General features: G+C 68.7%; 25 protein-coding genes. 16 read left to right on the plus strand and 9 right to left on the minus strand.

The window, feature by feature from the left end:
- Window positions 1–14: 14 nt before the first annotated feature.
- The 5 genes from WG903_RS16080 to WG903_RS16100 are packed head-to-tail and all read left to right on the plus strand — an operon-like array spanning window position 15 to window position 4,155.
- Window positions 15–827, plus strand: a complete 813-nt coding sequence (locus WG903_RS16080; RefSeq protein ID WP_340077243.1) for an SDR family oxidoreductase — start codon at window positions 15–17, stop codon at window positions 825–827.
- 4 nt (window positions 828–831) lie between these two features.
- On the plus strand, window positions 832–1,380 hold the full coding sequence (locus WG903_RS16085; RefSeq protein WP_340077245.1) for a class I SAM-dependent methyltransferase: 549 nt from the start codon (window positions 832–834) through the stop codon (window positions 1,378–1,380).
- Window positions 1,377–2,264: a 4-hydroxy-tetrahydrodipicolinate synthase gene (gene dapA, locus WG903_RS16090; protein ID WP_340077247.1), complete on the plus strand. Its 888-nt coding sequence runs from the start codon at window positions 1,377–1,379 to the stop codon at window positions 2,262–2,264. Before WG903_RS16085 ends, dapA begins: the two co-directional genes overlap by 4 nt.
- Window positions 2,265–2,282: 18 nt before the next feature.
- Window positions 2,283–3,368 carry an outer membrane protein assembly factor BamC gene (bamC, locus tag WG903_RS16095; RefSeq protein WP_340077249.1) on the plus strand — a complete coding sequence of 362 codons (1,086 nt, stop codon included), beginning with the start codon at window positions 2,283–2,285 and terminating at the stop codon, window positions 3,366–3,368.
- Window positions 3,369–3,375: 7 nt separating this feature from the next.
- Window positions 3,376–4,155, plus strand: a complete 780-nt coding sequence (locus tag WG903_RS16100; protein ID WP_340077251.1) for an MBL fold metallo-hydrolase — start codon at window positions 3,376–3,378, stop codon at window positions 4,153–4,155.
- A gap of 62 nt (window positions 4,156–4,217) precedes the next feature.
- Here the strand turns inward: WG903_RS16100 and WG903_RS16105 are convergent, their stop codons facing one another.
- From WG903_RS16105 to WG903_RS16115, 3 genes are all read right to left on the minus strand, one after another.
- Window positions 4,218–4,463, minus strand: coding sequence for a hypothetical protein (locus WG903_RS16105; protein WP_340077253.1), 246 nt, complete (start codon window positions 4,461–4,463; stop codon window positions 4,218–4,220).
- Between the two features lie 124 nt (window positions 4,464–4,587).
- Complete coding sequence (locus WG903_RS16110) at window positions 4,588–5,091, minus strand: hypothetical protein (RefSeq protein WP_340077255.1); 504 nt, start codon at window positions 5,089–5,091, stop codon at window positions 4,588–4,590.
- Window positions 5,092–5,093: 2 nt separating this feature from the next.
- Window positions 5,094–6,218, minus strand: a complete 1,125-nt coding sequence (locus WG903_RS16115; protein WP_445263609.1) for a cupin domain-containing protein — start codon at window positions 6,216–6,218, stop codon at window positions 5,094–5,096.
- A gap of 26 nt (window positions 6,219–6,244) precedes the next feature.
- Here WG903_RS16115 and WG903_RS16120 point away from each other — a divergent pair, with 26 nt between their 5' ends.
- Window positions 6,245–6,733 (plus strand): FKBP-type peptidyl-prolyl cis-trans isomerase, encoded by a 489-nt coding sequence (locus tag WG903_RS16120; protein WP_340078264.1) that lies wholly within the window; start codon window positions 6,245–6,247, stop codon window positions 6,731–6,733.
- A 49-nt stretch (window positions 6,734–6,782) separates the two neighbouring features.
- Here WG903_RS16120 and WG903_RS16125 read toward each other — a convergent pair whose 3' ends face one another.
- The 4 genes from WG903_RS16125 to coaBC all read right to left on the minus strand — a co-directional run bounded on the left by WG903_RS16125 (window position 6,783) and on the right by coaBC (window position 9,674).
- Window positions 6,783–7,361: a glycine zipper 2TM domain-containing protein gene (locus WG903_RS16125; protein ID WP_340077257.1), complete on the minus strand. Its 579-nt coding sequence runs from the start codon at window positions 7,359–7,361 to the stop codon at window positions 6,783–6,785.
- Between the two features lie 13 nt (window positions 7,362–7,374).
- Window positions 7,375–7,866: an outer membrane lipoprotein gene (locus WG903_RS16130; protein ID WP_340077259.1), complete on the minus strand. Its 492-nt coding sequence runs from the start codon at window positions 7,864–7,866 to the stop codon at window positions 7,375–7,377.
- A 147-nt stretch (window positions 7,867–8,013) separates the two neighbouring features.
- The gene (gene dut / locus WG903_RS16135; protein ID WP_340077261.1) at window positions 8,014–8,460 is read right to left on the minus strand and encodes a dUTP diphosphatase; all 447 of its coding nucleotides are present in this window, start codon (window positions 8,458–8,460) and stop codon (window positions 8,014–8,016) included.
- Window positions 8,457–9,674 carry a bifunctional phosphopantothenoylcysteine decarboxylase/phosphopantothenate--cysteine ligase CoaBC gene (coaBC, locus tag WG903_RS16140; protein ID WP_340077263.1) on the minus strand — a complete coding sequence of 406 codons (1,218 nt, stop codon included), beginning with the start codon at window positions 9,672–9,674 and terminating at the stop codon, window positions 8,457–8,459. Before coaBC ends, dut begins: the two co-directional genes overlap by 4 nt.
- 62 nt (window positions 9,675–9,736) lie before the next feature.
- Between coaBC and WG903_RS16145 the strand changes: the two genes are divergently transcribed.
- The 8 genes from WG903_RS16145 (at window position 9,737) to WG903_RS16180 (ending at window position 16,078) form a co-directional block, all read left to right on the plus strand.
- Entirely contained in the window at window positions 9,737–11,416 is a 1,680-nt protein-coding gene (locus WG903_RS16145) for a CTP synthase (RefSeq protein ID WP_340077265.1), read from the plus strand.
- A 4-nt stretch (window positions 11,417–11,420) separates the two neighbouring features.
- Complete coding sequence (kdsA, locus tag WG903_RS16150; protein WP_340077267.1) at window positions 11,421–12,275, plus strand: 3-deoxy-8-phosphooctulonate synthase; 855 nt, start codon at window positions 11,421–11,423, stop codon at window positions 12,273–12,275.
- 8 nt (window positions 12,276–12,283) lie between these two features.
- On the plus strand, window positions 12,284–12,592 hold the full coding sequence (locus tag WG903_RS16155) for a DUF1330 domain-containing protein (RefSeq protein WP_340077269.1): 309 nt from the start codon (window positions 12,284–12,286) through the stop codon (window positions 12,590–12,592).
- 26 nt (window positions 12,593–12,618) lie between these two features.
- Entirely contained in the window at window positions 12,619–13,902 is a 1,284-nt protein-coding gene (eno, locus tag WG903_RS16160; RefSeq protein ID WP_340077271.1) for a phosphopyruvate hydratase, read from the plus strand.
- Window positions 13,903–13,910: 8 nt separating this feature from the next.
- Window positions 13,911–14,186 (plus strand): septum formation initiator family protein, encoded by a 276-nt coding sequence (locus WG903_RS16165; RefSeq protein WP_340077273.1) that lies wholly within the window; start codon window positions 13,911–13,913, stop codon window positions 14,184–14,186.
- Complete coding sequence (gene pnuC, locus WG903_RS16170) at window positions 14,183–14,743, plus strand: nicotinamide riboside transporter PnuC (protein WP_340077275.1); 561 nt, start codon at window positions 14,183–14,185, stop codon at window positions 14,741–14,743. Before WG903_RS16165 ends, pnuC begins: the two co-directional genes overlap by 4 nt.
- Window positions 14,722–15,363, plus strand: coding sequence for an ATP-binding protein (locus tag WG903_RS16175; protein ID WP_340077277.1), 642 nt, complete (start codon window positions 14,722–14,724; stop codon window positions 15,361–15,363). The genes pnuC and WG903_RS16175 overlap by 22 nt, the downstream gene beginning before the upstream one ends.
- A 94-nt stretch (window positions 15,364–15,457) precedes the next feature.
- Entirely contained in the window at window positions 15,458–16,078 is a 621-nt protein-coding gene (locus tag WG903_RS16180) for a DUF4142 domain-containing protein (protein WP_340077279.1), read from the plus strand.
- A 34-nt stretch (window positions 16,079–16,112) separates the two neighbouring features.
- Here the strand turns inward: WG903_RS16180 and hslO are convergent, their stop codons facing one another.
- Both hslO and WG903_RS16190 read right to left on the minus strand, forming a co-directional pair.
- On the minus strand, window positions 16,113–17,087 hold the full coding sequence (gene hslO, locus WG903_RS16185) for an Hsp33 family molecular chaperone HslO (protein WP_340077281.1): 975 nt from the start codon (window positions 17,085–17,087) through the stop codon (window positions 16,113–16,115).
- Entirely contained in the window at window positions 17,088–17,612 is a 525-nt protein-coding gene (locus tag WG903_RS16190) for a gamma carbonic anhydrase family protein (protein ID WP_340077283.1), read from the minus strand.
- 34 nt (window positions 17,613–17,646) lie between these two features.
- Here WG903_RS16190 and WG903_RS16195 point away from each other — a divergent pair, with 34 nt between their 5' ends.
- Window positions 17,647–18,438: a ferritin-like domain-containing protein gene (locus WG903_RS16195; protein ID WP_340077285.1), complete on the plus strand. Its 792-nt coding sequence runs from the start codon at window positions 17,647–17,649 to the stop codon at window positions 18,436–18,438.
- A 43-nt stretch (window positions 18,439–18,481) separates the two neighbouring features.
- Complete coding sequence (locus WG903_RS16200) at window positions 18,482–19,462, plus strand: Bug family tripartite tricarboxylate transporter substrate binding protein (RefSeq protein WP_340077287.1); 981 nt, start codon at window positions 18,482–18,484, stop codon at window positions 19,460–19,462.
- Window position 19,463 lies beyond the last annotated feature (1 nt).

Raw genomic sequence — 19,463 nt, forward strand, 5'->3', positions numbered from 1 at the left:
GGTAAAGTGTACGCATGACAGTGTTCGTGATCACGGGTGCCTCCGACGGCATCGGCGCGGAAATGGCGCGGCAGCTGGCGCGCACGCACGGCGCGCAAGCGGCATTGGTGTTGGCCGCTCGCAACCAGGCCAAGCTCGAGGAAGTCGCGCAGCAGTGCCGCGCCGCCGGCGCGAAGGCCGAAGCGGTGATGACCGACGTCGCGCAGGAGGCGCAGTGCCGCGCCCTCGTCGACAAGGCCGTGCAGGCCTTCGGCCGCATCGACGCGCTGGTGAACAACGCCGGCGTCTCGGCGCAGGCGCTGCTGTCGGACGTGCGCGCGCAGGATCTGCACTGGTACGAGGACCTGATGCGCGTGAACTTCTGGGGCGCGGTGTGGTGCACGCACGCGGCCCTGCCGCACCTGAAGGAAAGCCGCGGCAACATCGTCGCCGTGTCGTCGCTCGCGGGCCTCGTCGGCGTGCCGGGGCGCACGGCCTACAGCGCGACCAAGTTCGCGATGAACGGCTTCTTCGAGGCCCTGCGCGCCGAGCTCAAGCACGCGGGCGTGAGCGTCACGCTCGCCTACCCCGGCGTGGTGGCCACGCAGATCCGCTACCGCGGCTACAACGCGCGCGGCGAGGCGGCGGGCTCCAGCGGCCTGAAGGAAGAAGGCGCGATGAGCGTCGAGGAATGCTCGCGCCGCATCATCGCGGGCATGGTTGCGCGCAAGCGCGAGGTCGTGATGACCGCCAAGGGCAAGTTGGGGCGCTTCATGAAACTCCTGGCGCCCGGCGTGGTCGAAAACATCGCGCTCGCCGCGCTCAAGGACGAAGTCAAGCCGCATTGACGTCATGCACGGGACCGAAGCAGTTTCCGCGTGGATCGCACGCTGGGCGCACCTCGTGCCCGCGGGCGCGACCGTGCTCGACGTCGCGTCGGGGCGCGGGCGGCACGCGCGCTTCTTCGCCCGGCGCGGCTGCCGCGTGACGGCGGTCGACCGCGATGGAGAGGCCCTGCGTGCCATCGGAGTCGGCGAAACGCTGGTGGCCGACATCGAAAACGGCCCCTGGCCCTTCACCGGCCGCACGTTCGACGCGGTCGTCGTCACCAACTACCTCTGGCGCCCGCTGCTGCCGGCGATCGTCGGCTCCGTGGCGCCCGGTGGCGTCCTGCTTTACGAAACATTTGCCGCCGGCAACGAGGCCCACGGCAAGCCCTCGCGGCCCGATTTCCTGCTGCAGCCGGGCGAGCTGCTCACCGCCTGCGCGTCGCTGGAAACCATCGCGTTCGAGCAGGGATTCCTCGCCTCGCCGCCCCGGGTGGTCCAGCGCATCGCCTCGGTGAATTCCCGGGGCCCCCACTCGCTAGAATCCCCCATCCCGGGCGAAAAGATTTCATGACACCGATCACAGGCAGCATCGTGGCGCTGGCCACCCCGATGCACGGCGACGGCAGCGTCGACTACAGCGCATTGGCCAAGCTCATCGACTGGCACATCGAGCAGGGCACGGACTGCATCGGCGTCGTCGGCACCACCGGCGAATCGCCCACGGTCGACGTCGAGGAGCACCACGAGATCATCCGCTTCAGCGTGCAGCACGCCAAAGGCCGCGTGCCGATCATGGCCGGCACCGGCGCGAACTCCACCGCCGAAGCGATCGACCACGCGAAGTTCGCGAAGAGCGTCGGCGCGCAGTGCCAGCTGCAGGTCGTGCCCTACTACAACAAGCCCACGCAGGAAGGCATCTACCGCCACTTCGAGGCGATCGCCAAGGCGGTGCCCGACCTGCCGATGATCCTGTACAACGTGCCCGGCCGCACGGTCGCCGATATGCAGCACGAGACGGTGCTGCGCCTGGCGAAGGTGCCGGGCATCGTCGGCATCAAGGAAGCCACCGGCAACATCGAACGCGCGCAATGGCTCATCCGCGACGTGCCCAGGGGCTTCGCCGTGTATTCCGGCGACGACCCGACGGCCGTGGCGCTCATGCTGTGCGGCGGCCAGGGCAACGTGAGCGTGACGGCCAACGTCGCGCCGAAGGCGATGGCGCAGCTGTGCAAGGCCGCCGTCGCCGGCGACGCGAAGACGGCGATGGAGATCCAGCGCAAGCTGATGCCGCTGCACAAGGCGCTCTTCGTCGAGGCCAACCCCATCCCGGTCAAGTGGGCGATGGCCCGCATGGGCCTGTGCGGCGGCGCGCTGCGCCTGCCGATGACGCCGTTGTCCGATTCGCAGCAACCGGTGGTGGAAGCCGCCCTGCGCTCGGCCGGCGTGCTGCAATAGATTCAAGAGGAACCTCCCGTGAAGCTTTTCAAAGCCCATCCCGGCGCCGTCGCGTTGGCGGCCGTCCTGGCGCTCTCCGCCTGCTCCGTGATCGAGGGCGAGAAGATCGACTACAAGAGCGCCGGCAAGGGCGTGTCGCTGGAAGTGCCGCCCGACCTGACGCAGCTGTCGCGCGACTCGCGCTACCAGATGCCCGGCGGCACCGTGACCGCCAGCGCCTACCAGGTGGGCCAGGCCGCGCCCAACATGCCGACGGCGGCGACGACGCTCGGCGACGTGCGCGTGGAGCGCGCCGGCCAGGAGCGCTGGCTGGTGATCAACCGCTCGCCCGAGCAGCTGTGGGAGCCGATCCGCGAGTTCTGGCAGGAAAGCGGCTTCCTGATCAACGTGGACCAGCCCGCGATCGGCATCCTGGAGACCGACTGGGCCGAGAACCGCGCGAAGATCCCGCAGGACTTCATCCGCCGCACGCTGGGCCGGGTGCTCGACTCGGTGTACTCCACCAGCGAGCGCGACAAGTTCCGCACGCGCCTGGAGCGCGTGCCCAGCGGCGGCACCGAGGTGTACGTGAGCCACCGCGGCATGGTCGAGGTGTACTCCAACTCGCAGAAGGACCAGACGGTGTGGCAGCCCCGCCCCGCCGAGCCCGAGCTGGAGGCCGAGTTCCTGCGCCGCCTGATGGTCAAGCTGGGCACGCCCGCCGACCAGGCCCGCACCATCGTCGCCTCCGCGCAGGCCAAGCAGACCTCGCGCGTGACCACGGTGTCCGGTACGCCGACGCTGGAGGTCGACGAAGCCTTCGACCGCGCGTGGCGCCGCGTGGGCCTCGCGCTGGACCGCACGGGCTTCACCGTTGAAGACCGCGACCGCAGCAACGGCACGTATTTCGTTCGCTACGTCGAGTCGACGGGCGACCGCAAGTCGGAGGGCTTCATCGCCAAGCTGTTCAGCAAGGACGACGCCCCGCCGCCGGTGAAATACCGCATCGCGGTCAAGCCGCAAGGCGCCAAGACGGTGGTGTCGGTCCTGAACGACAAGGGCGCGCCCGAGAACTCGGCCGCCGCCCAGAAGATCGTCGCGTTGCTGGCCGAAGACCTGAAGTAGCCGCCCCATGACGCTCCGCTTCAGGAATCTGGGAAGCGGCAGTTCGGGCAACGCCACCGTCATCCAGGCGCGCGAAGGCGCGCGGGTCACCCACCTGCTGGTCGATTGCGGGCTGGGCATCCGCGAGCTGGACAAGCGCCTGGGCCGCGCGGGCATGCTGGCCGAGCAGGTCGACGCCATCTTCATCACGCACGAGCACGCCGACCACATCGGCTGCGTGCGCCAGTTCGCGCTGCGCGAGCGCATCCCCGTCTACATGAGCCACGGCACGCACGTGGCGATGGGTGAGCCGGATTTCGAGGGCCTCCTGCACGTCGTGTGCGACGGCATGGAAGTCGCCATCGGCGCGCTGCTGCTGCGGCCCTTCACCGTGCCGCACGATGCGCGCGAGCCGCTGCAGCTGTCGTGCACCGATGGCGCGGCGCGAATGGGCGTGTTGACGGACCTGGGGCGGTCCAGCGACCACGTGCTGCAGGAGCTCGCGGGGTGCCGCACGCTCCTGCTCGAGTGCAACCACGACCCCGACATGCTGGAAAAAGGCACGTACCCCTGGTTCCTCAAGCGCCGCATCGGCGGCGGCTGGGGCCACCTGGCCAACGAAGCCGCCGCGCAGATCGCGATGGCGCTGCGGCCGCACGGGCTGCGGCAGGTGGTGGCCGCGCACCTGTCGGAGCAGAACAACCACCCCGACCTGGCGCGCGCGGCGCTCGCACCCGCGATGGGATGCGACGTGTCCGAGATCACCGTGGCCGACGGCGCCAACGGCTGCGGCTGGGTCGACGCCTAAGGCATTCCAAAAACACAAAAGCCGCCCGAAGGCGGCTTGTGCGTATCCGGAAGAAAGCCGGATTACTTCGACGCGGCGGAAGCGGCGGCCGAGGCGGCAGCCGTGGCAGCGGTCGCCGAGCTGCTCGCAGCGGCAGCGGCGCTGGACGCGGCGCTCGAAGCGGCGTCGGCGGCAGCCGAAGCAGCGGGAGCGGGGGCCGGGGCAGCGGCGGGAGCCGGCGCCGGGGCGGGCGCGGGAGCTTCGGTCTTGCTGCAAGCGGTCAGGGCCACGGCGGCAACGAGGGTCGCCAGGGCGAGCGAGTTCTTCATTTCAGGTTTCCTTTGGGGAAGAGGGACGAATTTCCGGAAATTGCGAGTGCAAGCATTGCGCTTTGCGCTCAGTCCACGATTATATGCAGAAATGCACAGCCGCCGTCACGGCTGTGTTGGCGTGCTAAAGGCCGGTGGTGTGCGAGGGGAACCCCGGTGCGCTCTTGCCCAGCCATTCGTTGATCTTCTCGCGCAGGGTCAGGCGGCGATCAGGCTCCGGCCCGGTCCAGCCGCGGCACTGCACGAGGTCGCGGCGCTCCAGCACCCAGCCGGGCGTCCAGATCGCGCTGGGGAACTCGATGGGGTCGGCCGAGCGGCAGGCATGCGCCTCGATGATGTGCGACCAGGTGCGGCGCCAGCTCACGAAGCGCGCATGGCGGCGCACGGCCTCGTCCCAGTTGCGCGCCAGCAGGATGCAGCGGCGGCCGCGCTGCGACCAGGCGCCCAGCGACTCGACCACGGCACGCTCGCCCAGCGGCCAGTCCGCGAAGTCGGGGTCGCACAGGATGAGCTCGCGCCAGCCTTGCTCGTTGGCGGCGGCCAGCGCCGCGCGCACCAGGTCGCGGAAGGTGTCGGGGCCCGAGAACGGCCCGGCCGGCAGGTCCAGCTTCGGCTTGTCGTCGTCCATGGTCACTCCTTCGCCACGTGCACCCAGCCCGCTTCCACCCATTGCGCGATCGCGTCGCGGGCGGCGGCGCTCGCGCCGCGCAGTTCGCTGGCCGTGAGCCTACGCCGGTTGGCGAAAGTGCGCATCAGGGCCGCGTCGCGGCCGCCGGCGCGCAGGCTCTCGCCATTGATGAACACGTGGTGCGCGTCGTACATCATGCGGGTGCGGCGGTCGAGCGCCACCGCGCCCGGCCCGGCGCCGCCCTCGCCGCCTTCGTCGAACCAGACCTGCGGCTTGGGCTCGGTGAGGAATTCGCCGAACGCGCGCGCGATGGCCTGCGGGTCGCGCAGCGCGCGTGCGAGCGCATCGGATGCGAACTGCAGCATTGCCGGCGGGATTTCGCCGGGCGCGGCCGTCGCGGCCTGCGCCGGGTCGCGATAGAGCACGTCGGCGCCCTCGCCCTCCTCGTCGGCCAGGCGCTGCAACAGCTCGCGCGCGAGCTCGCCGCGCGACGGCGCGCGAAAGCCGATCGAGTACGTCTGGCACTCGCCCACGGCGATGCCGTCGTGCGCCCAGCGCGGCGGCAGGTAGAGCATGTCGCCGGGCTCCAGCACGTACTCTTCCTCGGGCTCGAAGTTCGCGAGGATCTTCAGCGGCGCGTCGTCACGCAGCACCAGGTCCTTCTGCCGGCCGATGCGCCAGCGCCGCTTGCCTTGCACCTGCAGCAGGAACACGTCGTAGGAGTCGAAGTGCGGCCCGACCCCGCCGCCATCGCTGGCCCAGCTGATCATCAGGTCGTCCTGCCGCGCCTGCGGGACGAAGGCGAATCGCTGCAGCAGCTCGTGCGCGCGCTTGTCGTGCAGGTCCACGCCTTGCACGAGCAGCGTCCACCGCGGCTGCGACACCGGCGGCAGCGCGCGGCGCGCGAGGGGCCCGCGCTGCAGCTGCCACTTGCCGCGCTGCTGCACGACGAGGCGCGACTCCACCCCTTCACGCCCGGCCAGTCCGAAGAGCTGCGCGCGAGACAGCAAGGGGCGAATGCCCGGCACCGCCCCGCGCACCAGCAGGGGCTTGCGCTGCCAGTGGCTGCGCATGAACTGCGCGGGCGTGAGGCCGCCCAGCAGCGGCGTGGAAGCGTCGGTGTCCAAAGTGGGAGAATTCTCCTATGGAAAAGATGCAGGTCACGCCGCAGTGCGTGGTGGCGCTCACGTGGACCCTGAAGGACACGCTGGGCGAGGTGCTGGACGAACTGGCGGAGCCGGTGGACTTCCTCGTGGGCGGCGACGACCTGTTGCCGAAGATCGAGGAGGCGCTGCAGGGGCACGCGGCGGGCGACAGGATCGACCTGCACCTGGAGCCCGAGGAAGCGTTCGGCGATTTCGACGACCAGCTCGTGTTCCTCGAGGACCGCCAGCTCTTCCCGCAGGAGCTGGAAGAAGGCATGACGTTCGAGCAGTTGCCGCCCGGCGCCAAGGCCGATGCGCCCAAGGGCACGCTCTACACCGTGACCGACATCTACCCCGACCACGTGGTGCTCGACGGCAACCACCCGCTCGCGGGCATCGCGATCCGGCTCGCGCTGAAGGTCGAGGGCGTGCGCGAGGCCACCGAGGAAGAGATCGGGCGCGGCACGGCGGGCACGGGGTTCTTCAAGATCGGATGAAAAAAAGCCGCGCATTCGCGCGGCTTTTTGGCGAGGGCCCCCTGCGGGCTCAACCCATGTAGATCACGCCATTCTCGATGCGCACGCGGTCGCCCGGCCGCAGGTCGGCGGTCGTGCCCACGTCGTACGTGCGCATCATGCCCGAGTCGGTCTGCACCCAGACGCGATAGACGGGGCCGGCGTAGTTGTATGTCGGGCGGCTCGACAGGTGGCTGCCCACGGCAGCACCGGTGATCGCGCCGAGCACCGTGGCCACGCCACGGCCCGTACCGCCACCGACCTGGTTGCCGATGATGCCGCCGGCGACGCCGCCGATGATCGTGCCCGCGGCGTTGTTGCCGCTGGCGCGCGTGCCCGGGTTGACCAGCGCGACGTTGGTCACGCGGCCGAACTCGACCGCGGGAACGGCGTAGCCCGAAGGACCCGGAACCACGTACGTGGGGCCGGGGCCGTAGACGGTGCTGCCCGGGGGCGCGATCACCGTGGTGACGCGGCCGTCGGTGACCGGGTACGGCGGGTAGGTGTTGGAAGCTTCACCGACCGAATAGGGGTCGGGCGTGCCGCAAGCCGTGAGGGCCAGGGCGCAGGCGGCCGAAGCCGCCAGCGCTGTCAGTCGAAGTTGGCGCATGGCAGTTCCTTGGTTAGCCGCGGTAGATCACGCCGCTGTCGATGCGGACGCGGTCGCCCACACGCAGGTCGCCGGTCGCCGGCACGTCGTAGTAGCGCACGATGCCGGTGTCCGTCTGCACGGTCACGCGGTACAGGGCTTCGGAAACGGTGGTGGTGCGGCCGACCTGGCTGCCCACGGCCGCGCCGGCCACGCCGCCGAGCACGGTAGCGGCGTCACGGCCGGAGCCGCCGCCGATCTGGTTGCCGACCACGGCGCCGGCCACGGCACCGATGATCGCGCCGGGCACGTTCGGGCCGCTGCGCGACACGCCGCCGGCGAAGTATTCGATGTTGACGATGCGGCCGTATTCGGCGCTCACCGGCACCGTCGTGACGGTATTGGTCGAGTACACCGGGGCCGGCTGGGCCGGGACGTTCACCTCGACGCGGGGGCTCGTCGTGCAGGCGGAAACGAGCGCGACCAGCGCGACGCCGCCGGCAACGGGGGCAAGACGGTATTTCATGGATATCTCTCCTTCGTTGTCACAGGGCGCAGCCACAGGCGGCTGGCCTCGTAGAACCATTTAAGGAGGGATGAGAACGCCTGTGCTGCGGGCGATGCCGCGCATCGGTGTAGGAGGGTGCGAGCGCGGCTGTAGTCTGGCCGAGACTCAGCCTTTGCCCGTCGAGCCGTAACCGCCTTCGCCGCGCTGTGTCGCGGGGAACTCGGGCACCACGTGGAACTGGGCCTGCACCACGGGCACGATGACCAACTGCGCGATGCGCTCCATGGGCTGGATCGTGAACGCTTCGTCGCTGCGGTTCCACGCGCTCACCATGAGCTGCCCCTGGTAGTCGCTGTCGATCAGCCCGACCAGGTTGCCCAGCACGATGCCGTGCTTGTGGCCCAGGCCCGAGCGCGGCAGGATCATCGCGGCATAACAGGGATCGCGCAGCCAGATCGCGATGCCGGTGCCGACGAGCTTCCACGCATTGGGGCCGAGCGTGAGCGGCTCGTCGATGCAGGCGCGCAGGTCCAGGCCGGCGCTGCCGGGCGTGGCGTACGAGGGGAGCTGGTCCGCCATGCGCGGATCGAGGATCTTGACGTCGATTTTCATTTTTTCGGAAGGCGCTTGGCGATCTCGGCGACGAGCCCGCGCGCGAGTTCCAGCTTGGAGGCGCGCGGCACTTCCATCGTGCCTTTCGCGTCGACCAGCACCAATGCGTTGTCGTCCGCGCCGAAAGTGGCCGGGCCGATGTTGCCCACCAGGAGCGGCACGCCCTTGCGCTCGCGTTTGGCCTGCGCGTTGGCGACGAGGTCCTGGCTTTCGGCGGCGAAGCCCACGCAGAACAGCTGGCCGGCCTTCGCACGGGCGCCTTGGGCGACGGTGGCGAGGATGTCGGGGTTCTCGGTGAAGTCCAGCGCGGGTGCCTTGCCGCTGCCGTCCTTCTTGATCTTCTGGTCGGCGCAGTTCGCGGGGCGCCAGTCGGCCACGGCCGCGGTGGCGACGAAGACGTCGGCGCGCTCCGCCGCGGGCTGTGTCGCGGCCAGCATGTCGCGGGCGGACTTCACGTCGATGCGGGTCACGCCACGCGGGGTCTTCAGGCTCACCGGCCCCGCGACCAGCGTCACGTCGGCGCCGGCCTCGTGCGCGGCCCGCGCGATGGCGAAGCCCATCTTGCCGGACGACAGGTTGGTGATGCCACGCACCGGGTCGATGGCTTCGAAGGTGGGGCCCGCGGTGATGAGGACGCGCTTGCCCTGCAGGTGCTTGGGCTGGAAGAAGGCGACGATGTCCTCCAGCAGCTCCAGCGGCTCCAGCATGCGGCCATCGCCGTATTCGCCGCAGGCCTGGAAGCCCGAGCCCACGCCGAGGATGGTGGCGCCGTCGTCGGTCAGCTGCTGCATGTTGCGCTGCGTGGCCGGGTGCGACCACATCTCGCGGTTCATGGAGGGCGACAGCAGCAGCGGCACCTCGGGGCGCGGCCGCGCCAGGCACATCAGCGAAAGCAGTTCGTCGGCGCGCCCGTGCAGCAGCTTGGCCATGAAGTCGGCGCTGCACGGCGCGACCAGGATGGCGTCGGCTTCGCGCGACAGGTTGATGTGGGGCATGTTGTTCGGCTCGCGGCTGTCCCACTGCGAGCCATAGACCGGCCGGTTCGAGAGCGCCTGCATGGTGACGGGCGTGATGAATTGCTCCGCCGCCTCGGTCATGACGACCTGCACCGTGGCGCCTTCTTTGATCAGGGCGCGGCACAGCTCCGCCGCCTTGTAGCAGGCGATGCCTCCGGAGAGGCCCAGCACGAAGTGCTTGCCGGCGAGGTCATTCATCGAAGGGACTGTAGCAAAGGCTGGCCGCACGTATAATCGCGTATTACCACCTCTGGAAAGACATGACCAAGTTTGTCTTCGTCACAGGCGGTGTGGTGAGTTCCCTGGGCAAGGGGATCGCCTCAGCCTCCCTCGCCGCGATCCTCGAATCGCGCGGCCTCAAAGTCACCCTCATCAAGCTGGATCCGTACATCAACGTCGATCCCGGCACGATGTCGCCCTTCCAGCACGGCGAGGTCTTCGTCACCGACGACGGCGCCGAGACCGACCTGGACCTCGGCCACTACGAACGCTTCGTGACCACCCGCATGGGCAAGGTCAACAACTTCACCACCGGCAAGGTCTACCAGTCGGTGCTGGAGAAGGAGCGCCGCGGCGACTACCTCGGCAAGACGGTGCAGGTCATCCCGCACGTCACCAACGAGATTCAGGACTTCATCAAGCGCGGCGCCCGCATGGGCACGCAGAACGAGGCCGAAGTGGCCATCGTCGAGATCGGCGGCACGGTCGGCGACATCGAGTCGCTCCCGTTCCTCGAAGCCGCGCGCCAGATGAGCCTGCGCCTGGGCGCCAACCAGACGGCCTTCGTGCACCTGACCTATGTGCCGTGGATCGCCGCGGCCGGCGAACTCAAGACCAAGCCCACGCAGCACACGGTGCAGAAGCTGCGAGAGATCGGTATCAGCGCCGACGCCCTGCTGTGCCGCGCCGACCGCAAGATTCCCGACGACGAGCGCGCCAAGATCTCGCTGTTCACGAACGTGCCCGAGTGGGGCGTGATCTCCATGTGGGACGTGGACACGATCTACAAGGTGCCGCGCATGCTGCACGAGCAGGGCCTGGACGGGCTGATCTGCGACAAGCTGCGCCTGAACACCAAGCCGGCCAACCTGCAGCGCTGGGACGACCTGGTGTACGAGGTGGAGCATCCGCAGGGCGAAGTCACCATCGCCATGGTGGGCAAGTACGTCGACCTGTCCGACAGCTACAAGTCGCTCAACGAGGCGCTCAAGCACGCGGGCATGAAGAACCACGTGAAGGTCAAGATCGATTACGTCGATTCCGAGACCATCACGCCCGAGACCGTCACGCAGCTCGGCAAGTTCGACGCGGTGCTCGTGCCCGGCGGCTTCGGCAAGCGCGGCATCGAAGGCAAGGTGCTCGCCGCCCGCTTCGCCCGCGAGAACAAGATCCCTTACCTGGGCATCTGCCTGGGCATGCAGGTCGCCACCATCGAGTACGCGCGCGACGTCGCGGGCCTGAAGGACGCAAACAGCACCGAGTTCGAGCCCGACACGCCCCACCCGGTCATCGCGCTCATCACCGAGTGGAAGGACCGCGACGGCTCCATCCAGAAGCGCACGGAAACGTCCGACCTCGGCGGCACCATGCGCCTGGGAGCGCAGAAGTCCGACGTGGCCAAGGGCACGCTGGCGCACAAGATCTACGGCGACGTGGTCGACGAGCGCCACCGCCACCGCTACGAAGCCAACGTGCAGTACCTGGACAAGCTGCGCGAATCGGGCCTGGTGATCTCCGCGCTGACGCAGCGCGAGCAGCTCACCGAGATCATCGAGCTGCCGCAGGACCAGCACCCCTGGTTCATGGGCGTGCAGTTCCACCCCGAGTTCAAGTCCACGCCGTGGGACGGCCACCCCCTCTTCAACTCCTACATCAAGGCCGCCTGCGAGCACCAGGTGCAGGGCAAGACAGCGAAGCCGCCGCTCAAGGTGGTGGCGTAGAACCATGAAGCTCTGTGGATTCGACGTCGGCCTGCAAAGGCCGTTTTTTCTGATCGCCGGGCCCTGCGTGGTCGAGTCCGAGCAGCTGCAGATGGACGTGGCCGGGCAGCTGAAGGAGATCACCTCCGCGCTGGGCATCCCCTTCATCTTCAAGAGCAGCTACGACAAGGCCAACCGCTCCTCGGGCACGAGCTTTCGCGGGCCGGGCATGGAGAAGGGCCTGGAGATCCTCGCGAAGGTGAAGCGCGAGCTGAAGGTGCCGATCCTCACCGACGTGCACACCGAAGCCGAGATCCCGCAGGTGGCCGAAGTCGTGGACGTGCTGCAGACGCCCGCCTTCCTGTGCCGCCAGACGGACTTCATCCGCGCCGTCGCGCAGTCGGGCAAGCCCGCGAACATCAAGAAGGGCCAGTTCCTCGCGCCGCACGAGATGAAGAACGTCATCGACAAGGCGCGCGCCGCGGCCAGGGAAAAGGGGCTACCCGAAGACAGCTTCATGGCGTGCGAGCGCGGCGCGAGCTTCGGCTACAACAACCTGGTTTCCGACATGCGCTCGCTGGCGATCATGCGCGAGACGGGCGCTCCTGTCGTCTTCGATGCCACGCACTCCGTGCAATTGCCCGGTGGCCAGGGCACGAGTTCGGGCGGCATGCGCGAGATGGTGCCGGTGCTGGCGCGCGCGGCCGTTGCCGTCGGCGTCGCGGGCCTGTTCATGGAGACGCACCCCGACCCGGCCAAGGCGCTGAGCGACGGACCCAACGCAGTGCCGCTCAACCGCATGAAGGCCCTGCTCGAGACGCTGGTCGCGCTCGACGCCGTCACCAAGAAGAACGGCTTCCTGGAAAACGATTTCAACTGAGGAACCCCATGACCGCTCCCGCCTACATCGTCGTCGAGATGAACATCACCGACCCGGAGCGCTACAAGGAGTACATGGCGAAGGCCCCGGCCTGCGTGAAGGCCTTCGGCGGCGAGTACCTCGTGCGCGGCGGCAAGAAGGAAACGCTGGAAGGCGACTGGCAGCCGCACCGCGTGGCGATGCTGCGCTTTCCCAGCTACGAAAAGGCGAAGGCGTTCTACGAGGACGGCCCCTACGCCGAGGTGCGCAAGCTGCGCGCCGGCACCACCGAATACTTCAACATGGTGCTGGTCGAAGGCGTCGAAGCGCCCGTCTGAATTTTTGACTCTGGAGAAGAAGCTGAATGAGTGCGATCGTTGACATCGTCGGCCGCGAGATCCTGGACTCGCGCGGCAACCCCACTGTCGAATGCGACGTGCTGCTGGAAAGCGGCACGATGGGCCGCGCGGCCGTGCCGTCGGGCGCGTCGACCGGCTCGCGCGAAGCCATCGAGCTGCGCGACGGCGACAAGGGCCGCTATCTGGGCAAGGGCGTGCTGCGCGCGGTGGAGAACATCAACACCGAAATCTCCGAATCGGTGCTGGGCCTGGACGCCTCGGAGCAGGCTTTCCTGGACAAGACGCTGATCGACCTGGACGGCACGGAAAACAAGTCGCGCCTGGGCGCGAACGCGACGCTGGCCGTCTCGATGGCCGTCGCACGCGCGGCGGCCGAGGAATCGGGCCTGCCCCTGTACCGCTACTTCGGCGGCATGGGCGGCATGTCGCTGCCGGTGCCGATGATGAACGTGGTGAACGGTGGCGCGCACGCCAACAACAACCTCGACCTGCAGGAGCTGATGATCATCCCCGTGGGCGCGCCGACCTTCCGCGAGGCGGTGCGCTACGGCGCCGAGGTGTTCCACGCGCTCAAGAAGATCATCCACGACAAGGGCATGAGCGTGGCGGTGGGCGACGAAGGCGGCTTCGCGCCGAACGTCGCGAACCACGAGGCCGCGATCCAGATGATCATCGAGGCCATCGACAAGGCCGGCTACCGCCCCGGCGAGCAGATCGCGCTGGGCCTGGACTGCGCCTCCAGCGAGTTCTACAAGGAAGGCCGCTACCACCTCGAGGCCGAGGGCCTCACGCTCGATTCCGGCGAGTGGACCGACATCCTCTCGAGCTGGGTCTCCAAGTACCCGATCATCAGCATCGAGGACGGCATGGCCGAGGGCGACTGGGACGGCTGGAAGGTCCTGACCGACAAGCTCGGCAAGAACGTGCAGCTGGTCGGCGACGACCTCTTCGTCACCAACACCAAGATCCTGAAGGAAGGCATCAACCGCGGTGTCGCCAACTCCATCCTGATCAAGATCAACCAGATCGGCACGCTGACCGAGACCTTCGCGGCCATCGAGATGGCCAAGCGCGCGGGCTACACGTCGGTGATCTCGCACCGCTCGGGCGAGACCGAGGACAGCACCATCGCCGACATCGCGGTGGGCACGAACGCGGGCCAGATCAAGACCGGCTCGCTCTCGCGCTCGGACCGCATGGCCAAGTACAACCAGCTGCTGCGCATCGAGGAAGACCTCGGCGACGTGGCCGCGTACCCGGGCCGCTCCGCCTTCTACAACCTGCGATAAGCCAAGAGGTGGGCAACCGCATCGTCCCCGCCGTCCTCATCCTGTTGCTCGTCGTCGTGCACGCGCAGCTGTGGTTCGGGCGGGGGAGCCTCGGTGCGGTGTCCACCCTGCAGCAGAAGCTCGACGCGCAGAAAGCCGCCAACGTGCAGGCGCAGCAGGCCAACGAGCGCCTCGCCAACGAGGTGCGCGACCTGAAGGAAGGCCTGGAGATGGTCGAGGAGAAGGCGCGCTCCGAGCTGGGCATGGTCAAGCCCAACGAAGTCTTCGTCAACGTCTCCAAGTGACCTCGCCGCTCGAGATCGCGGCGGTGGTGCTCGCGCTGGCCACCGTCCTTTGCAACATCCGCGAGATCCACTGGGGCTGGCCGCTGGCCATCGTCAGCTCGCTCCTCTACTTCGAGATCTTCTGGGACGCCAAGCTCTACGGTGACGCGTCGCTGCAGCTGTTCTTCGCCGTCGTCGCGCTGTGGGGCTGGTGGCAGTGGCTGCGCGGGCACAGGGCCGATGGCTCCCAGCTGCACGTGGCGCGCCTGTCGGCACGCGGGCTCGCCGTGACCATCGCTGCTTGCGCGATCCTGTGGCCGGCCACCGGCTACTTCCTCAAGACGTACACCGACACCGACGTGCCGTGGTGGGACGCCTTCCCCACGGCGCTGTCGGTCGTGGGCCAGTTCCTGCTGGGGCGCAAGTTCGTCGAGAACTGGATGGTGTGGCTGGCGGTCAACGTCGTCAGCGTCGCCCTGTTCGCGTACAAGGACCTCTGGCTCACGGCGGGCTTGTATGTCGTGTTCATCGCCCTCAGCTGGGCCGGATGGCGGGAATGGAAAAAGCAGCTGGCCTGAAGGTCGCCCTGCTCGGCGCGGAAAGCACGGGCAAGACGACGCTTGCCCGGGAGCTGGCCGCGCATTTCTCGGCGCAGGGCCGCAAGGCCGTCGCCGTGCCCGAGGCGCTGCGCGACTGGTGCGCGGCGCAGGGCCGCACGCCGCGGCCCGAGGAGCAGCTGGGCATCGCGCGTGAGCAGGAGCGGCGCGTCGACGAGGCGCTTCTCACGCACGACGTGGTCATCGCCGACACAACAGCCGTGATGGTCGCCATCTACAGCGCGATGCTCTTCGAGGACGGCAGCCTCTACCGTTTCGCCGTCGAGCGGCAGCGCGGCTACGACGTGACGCTGCTCACCGGCCTGGACCTTCCCTGGGTCGCCGACGGCCTGCAGCGCGACGGCCCGCACGTGCGCGAGCCGGTCGATGCGCTGGTGCGCGACATGCTGGGCCAGGCCGCGATCCCCTACCGTGTCGTCTACGGCGAAGGCCCGCAACGGCTGGAGAACGCGCTGGTCGCCATCGATGCCGCTCTCGTTCCGCGGCCGGCGGCGCGCGACTGGAAGTGGCAATGCGACAAGTGCTCCGACCCCGACTGCGAGCATCGCCTGTTCTCCCAACTGCTGGGCCGCGACGCCTAGTCATCCGCAGCGGCTTGTTGCAGCGTTCGCAAGCCCGTCGCAACTCGCCCGCGGCGTTCTCCTTAGCATGGCCGTATCGCCCTGGGAGAATCCAATGAAGAGTCCGCTCGTCCTCATCCTCTGTGCGGCCGCCACGCTGGCGGCCTGCTCCACCGAGCCCCGCGTGACCGTCAACACCACGCCGGCCTATGTCGCGCAGGTGCCGGCCACCGTGGTGGTCCCGGCGCCGGTCTACACGCAGCCGTCCACTGTCATCCTCGGCGCCGCGCCTGCCGTGTTCACCGCCGTCGACCGCGACTTCGCGTACAAGGCCGCCGTGGCCAACATGCTCGAGATCGGCGTTTCCCGCATCGCGCCGCGCCGCACCGGCAGCGCCGACGTGCTGGCGTACGCGGCGATGCTCGATTCGCACCACACGCTCGCGCTCAACGAGCTGCACGCGATCATGCGCGCACGCGGCATGGAGATCCCCAGCGCCCTGCCCCACAACCGGCAGGCGCTGATGGACCAGCTGGGCACGAGCCGCGGCCACGACTTCGACCGTGCCTTCATCTCCGAGGCGGGCGTTCGCGCGCACACCGACGCGATCCTGATGTTCCAGCAGGCGATGCCGACGGTGTCGGACGCCGAGCTGCGCAACTGGGCCGATCGCAACCTGCCCGTGATGCGCCAGCACCTGAACGAGGCGCACCGCCTCGCCGCGGCGATCGGGTAAAGACACGGGGTCCCGGCTTCGGCCGGGACGCCGGTCATTGCTTCTCGCTGCTGACCGGCGGCTGGTCGCCCGGTGACGTGAACAGCTGCGCCGCGTCGACGGCGTCGAAGCGGTACTGCTGCCCGCAGAAGTCGCAGGCCACGTCGATCTCGCCCTGTTCCGCGACGATGCTGTCGGCCTCTTCGCGGCCCAGGCCGCGGATCATGTTCGAGACGCGCTCGCGGCTGCACGTGCAGGCGAACCGTGGCCGCTGGGAGGGGAAGCGCATCAGCTTCTCTTCCCAGAACAGGCGCCGCAGCACCGTGTCCACGTCCAGCTCCAGCAGCTCCTGCCGCGTGAGGCTGCCGGCCAGCGTCGCGATGCGGTTGTAGTCCTCGTTGACGCCGATCTGGTCCTCGTTTTCCTGCGACACCGACGACCCCGCGAGGTTCTTCTCCCCGGCCGCCGGCAGCCGCTGGATCAACAGGCCCGCCGCCACCTTCTCGTCGGCCGCGAGGATCAGTTTCGTGTCCAGCTGCTCGGACTGCAGCATGTAGTGCTCCAGCACTTCCGACAGCTGCTCGATCTTCTCGTGGCGGTCGCCGTACAGCGGCACGGTGCCCTGGTAAGGCTGCTGGCCCGGGAACTTGTCGCGCGGGTCGAGCGTGATCGCGCAGCGGCCCTTGTTGTGCACGTTGACCATCTCGGACAGGCGCGCACTGCCGCCGACCGGGCCGACCACCTTGGCCGTCGCCCGCAGGCTCAGGTCGTGCTGCACCTCGGCGACCGCCACCTTGACGGGCCCGTCGCCGAAGACCTGCAGGATGAGCGCGCCGTTGAACTTGATGTTCGATTGCATCAGCGCGCCCGCCGCCGCCATCTCGCCGACGAGCTCGGCGACCGGCGCCGGCCACGAGCCGCCCGTGCTGCGCCGCCGCCGCTCCAGGATGTCCGTCCACGAGTCGGTCAGGCGCACGATGCTGCCGCGCACGGGCAGCCCCTCGAACAGGAAACGATGAAGCTCGCTCACCTAGCCGATCTTCCTGAATCCCTTGCGGTAACGCTGGGCGTTCTCCACGTAGTGCACGGCCAGGCGCGCGAACTTGCCGACGGCTTCGTCGTCGAGCGTCTTCACCACGCGCGCCGGCGCGCCGACGATCAGCGAGTTGTCGGGGAACTCCTTGTTCTCGGTGACAACGCTCCCCGCGCCGACGACGCAGTTCTTGCCGATCTTCGCGCCGTTCAGCACCACGGCGCCGATGCCGACCAGCGAGTTGTCGCCGATGGTGCAGCCGTGCAGCATGACCATGTGGCCGACGGTCACATCGTTGCCGATGACCAGCGGGATGCCGTAGTCGGTGTGCAGCACCGACGCGTCCTGGATGTTGGTGTTGGCGCCGATGTGGATGGTCTCGGTGTCGCCGCGCACGATGGTGCCGAACCACACGCTGGCGTTCGGGCCCATCACCACGTCGCCGATCACCTGGGCGCTGTCGGCGACCCAGGCGCCTTCGCCGAGCTGGGGCGACTTGCCGTCGATTTCGTAGATGGCCATGGATAAACTGGGTGGGAAAGGAACGATTGTAGGTATGGAGCTGCGGCAGCGCGCACTCGAGGTTTTGGCCACGGCCCAGCCGCTGGCCAAGGCGGCGCTGGCGCTGGAGCTGGCGGCCCGGGCGCCGTCGCTGCCCATCGCGGAAGCCGCGCCCACGCCTTCCTCGCCCATCCCCGGCCGCCCTGCCCGGCCCGAGCTCATCCACCCGGCGAAAGTGCCCCGCCGCTCGCCCGCGAAACCCGAAGGCCTGGCCGCGCTGCTGCACGCCATCGCGCACATCGAGTTCAACGCGATCAACCTCGCGCTCGATGCGGTGTGGCGCTTCGATGCGATGCCCGACGAGTTCTACCGGGACTGGATGCGCGTGGCCGGCGAGGAGGCGTTCCACTTCACGCTGCTGCGCGAACACCTGGCGTCGCTGGGCTTCGACTACGGCGACTTCGCCGCGCACGACGGCCTGTGGTCCATGTGCGAGAAAACGAAAGATGACATCGTGGCGCGCATGGCGCTCGTTCCGCGCACGCTCGAAGCGCGCGGCCTCGACGCCACGCCGCAGATCCAGCAGAAGCTGCGGCAGGCCGGCACGCCCGCGGCGCTGCGCGCGGTGGAGATCCTCGACGTGATCCTGCGCGACGAGGTGGGCCACGTCGCCATCGGCAACCGCTGGTACAAGTGGTTGTGCCAGCGCGAGGGGCTGGAGCCGGTCGCGCACTACGCCGCGCTGGTGGAGCGCTACGCGGCGCCCCGGCTGTACCCGCCGTTCAACGAGGACGCGCGCCGGCGCGCGGGCTTCACCGACGAAGAACTGGCGTGGCTGATGGAATGAGGGCCCTATACTGGGCTTTCCTGTTGTTCGAGGAGGCTTCCACTTGCCGCACCTCTCGCGCCGCGCCCTGCGCTTCGCCGCCGTCCTCTTGCTGTCGGCCTTCGCGCTCCCCGCCTTCGCGCAAGCGAAGTACCCGGACCACCCCATCAAGTTGATCGTCCCCTGGGCGCCCGGCGGCACCAGCGACACGCCGTGGCGCATCGTCGCGCCCAAGCTGTCGGAACAGCTCGGCCAGCCGGTGGTGATCGAGAACCGCCCCGGCGCCGCGGGCACCATCGGCGCCGCCGCCGTGGCGGCCGCCAAGGCCGACGGCTACACGCTCATGGGAACGTCCAACGTGCACGTCATCAGCGCGCACCTGTACAAGAGCCTGTCGTACCACGCGCTCGACGACTTCATCCCCATCGGCCAGATCGCGCAGACCTGCTCGGTGCTGGTGGTGCATCCCTCGCTGCCGGTGAACTCGGCACGCGAATTCGTCGCGTACGCCAAGGCGAACCCGGGCAAGATCGACTACGGCACCACGGGCAACGGCTCGGGGCAGCACCTCTTCATGGCCAGCTTCGCCAGCATGACCGGCATCACCCTGAGCCACGTGCCCTACAAGAACGTCGGCCAGGCCGTCACCGAGCTCCTGTCGGGACAGGTCAAGGCATCGATGCCGGGCCTGTCGGTGGTGTCGCAACACATCAAGGACGGCAAATTGCGCGCGCTGGGCGTGACCTGCGCGCAGCGCTCGAAGTTCATGCCCGAGGTGCCGACGCTGGCCGAAGCGGCCGCTCCCGGTTTCGACGCCACGCTGCGCGAAGGGCTGATGGTGCCCAAGGGCACGCCGCCGGACGTGGTGCAGCGGCTCGAAGCCGCGCTGCGCACGGCGATGGAAGCGCCCGATGTGCAGCAGCGCATCACCGGCACGACCAACGAGGCGACCTTCGCGACGTCGGAGCAGTTCTCGGCGATGCTCAGGGCCGAGTACGCCAAGTGGCAGCGCGTCGTGAAGGACATCAACCTGCAGCCCGAATAAA

It is taken from the genome of Ramlibacter sp. PS4R-6 (genome assembly GCF_037572775.1).
Lineage (GTDB): Bacteria > Pseudomonadota > Gammaproteobacteria > Burkholderiales > Burkholderiaceae_C > Ramlibacter.

What these genes read in the sequence shown, in the direction of transcription:
- WG903_RS16155 (WP_340077269.1), top strand. Translation starts at nt 12,284, where the DNA reads ATGACCGCTCCCGCCTACATCGTCGTCGAGATGAACATCACCGACCCG.
- coaBC (WP_340077263.1), bottom strand. Translation starts at nt 9,674, where the DNA reads ATGAATGACCTCGCCGGCAAGCACTTCGTGCTGGGCCTCTCCGGAGGC.
- WG903_RS16125 (WP_340077257.1), bottom strand. Translation starts at nt 7,361, where the DNA reads ATGCGCCAACTTCGACTGACAGCGCTGGCGGCTTCGGCCGCCTGCGCC.
- WG903_RS16195 (WP_340077285.1), top strand. Translation starts at nt 17,647, where the DNA reads ATGGAGCTGCGGCAGCGCGCACTCGAGGTTTTGGCCACGGCCCAGCCG.
- kdsA (WP_340077267.1), top strand. Translation starts at nt 11,421, where the DNA reads ATGAAGCTCTGTGGATTCGACGTCGGCCTGCAAAGGCCGTTTTTTCTG.
- WG903_RS16105 (WP_340077253.1), bottom strand. Translation starts at nt 4,463, where the DNA reads ATGAAGAACTCGCTCGCCCTGGCGACCCTCGTTGCCGCCGTGGCCCTG.
- WG903_RS16120 (WP_340078264.1), top strand. Translation starts at nt 6,245, where the DNA reads ATGCAGGTCACGCCGCAGTGCGTGGTGGCGCTCACGTGGACCCTGAAG.
- WG903_RS16085 (WP_340077245.1), top strand. Translation starts at nt 832, where the DNA reads ATGCACGGGACCGAAGCAGTTTCCGCGTGGATCGCACGCTGGGCGCAC.
- WG903_RS16190 (WP_340077283.1), bottom strand. Translation starts at nt 17,612, where the DNA reads ATGGCCATCTACGAAATCGACGGCAAGTCGCCCCAGCTCGGCGAAGGC.
- WG903_RS16110 (WP_340077255.1), bottom strand. Translation starts at nt 5,091, where the DNA reads ATGGACGACGACAAGCCGAAGCTGGACCTGCCGGCCGGGCCGTTCTCG.
- WG903_RS16145 (WP_340077265.1), top strand. Translation starts at nt 9,737, where the DNA reads ATGACCAAGTTTGTCTTCGTCACAGGCGGTGTGGTGAGTTCCCTGGGC.
- dut (WP_340077261.1), bottom strand. Translation starts at nt 8,460, where the DNA reads ATGAAAATCGACGTCAAGATCCTCGATCCGCGCATGGCGGACCAGCTC.
- WG903_RS16080 (WP_340077243.1), top strand. Translation starts at nt 15, where the DNA reads ATGACAGTGTTCGTGATCACGGGTGCCTCCGACGGCATCGGCGCGGAA.
- eno (WP_340077271.1), top strand. Translation starts at nt 12,619, where the DNA reads ATGAGTGCGATCGTTGACATCGTCGGCCGCGAGATCCTGGACTCGCGC.
- WG903_RS16175 (WP_340077277.1), top strand. Translation starts at nt 14,722, where the DNA reads ATGGAAAAAGCAGCTGGCCTGAAGGTCGCCCTGCTCGGCGCGGAAAGC.
- WG903_RS16130 (WP_340077259.1), bottom strand. Translation starts at nt 7,866, where the DNA reads ATGAAATACCGTCTTGCCCCCGTTGCCGGCGGCGTCGCGCTGGTCGCG.
- WG903_RS16100 (WP_340077251.1), top strand. Translation starts at nt 3,376, where the DNA reads ATGACGCTCCGCTTCAGGAATCTGGGAAGCGGCAGTTCGGGCAACGCC.
- dapA (WP_340077247.1), top strand. Translation starts at nt 1,377, where the DNA reads ATGACACCGATCACAGGCAGCATCGTGGCGCTGGCCACCCCGATGCAC.
- WG903_RS16180 (WP_340077279.1), top strand. Translation starts at nt 15,458, where the DNA reads ATGAAGAGTCCGCTCGTCCTCATCCTCTGTGCGGCCGCCACGCTGGCG.